The sequence below is a fragment of the Weizmannia acidilactici genome (assembly GCF_008974185.1).
In the GTDB taxonomy this organism is placed as follows: Bacteria; Bacillota; Bacilli; order Bacillales; family Bacillaceae_C; genus Weizmannia; species Weizmannia acidilactici.
In genome coordinates, this window is sequence record NZ_BKZP01000107.1 from 1 (window position 1) to 488 (window position 488).

The 488-nt window shown below is 38.9% G+C and carries 1 protein-coding gene; it reads left to right on the plus strand.

What is annotated here, in order from left to right; translation table 11 throughout:
- The coding region (locus BpJC4_RS15910) for a transposase (protein ID WP_151698201.1) at positions 1–380 on the plus strand (380 nt) is incomplete at its 5' end.
- Between the last annotated feature and the right edge of the window lie 108 nt (positions 381–488).

Below are 488 nucleotides of genomic sequence, written 5' to 3' on the forward strand. Positions count from 1 at the left end.
ATAATGGTTATATCACTAAAAAACGAACTTATCGCTGTTTAGATTGTCAAGGGTGCCCTTTCCAAGAGATTTGTGCGAAAGGTAAAGATACGAAAACCATTTCAGTTTCTTTAGAAAATCAACAGCAACGGAGAGAGGTTCGAGAACGTTTAGCCACAGAAGAGGGAGACAAGCTTTATCGTAGGCGAAAATGCGATGTCGAACCCGTTTTTGGACAAATCAAGTATAACCGAGGTTTCCATAGATTTTTATTAAGAGGCCTTTCCAAAACGACGGTGGAATGGGGTCTAATTTGTGTTGCCCATAACTTAACAAAATGGGCAAACCAATTAAAACCGAAGGTTAAAAAAGAAGAAAACAATGATAAAAAGGTCGCATAAGAGGGGCCTTTTACCAGAAGGATACCCATAATTATCCATAAAATAAAATGATCAAGAGAAGAGCCGTCTCAAATCAGTCCCTCTTCAGGACTTTTGAGACGGCTTCTT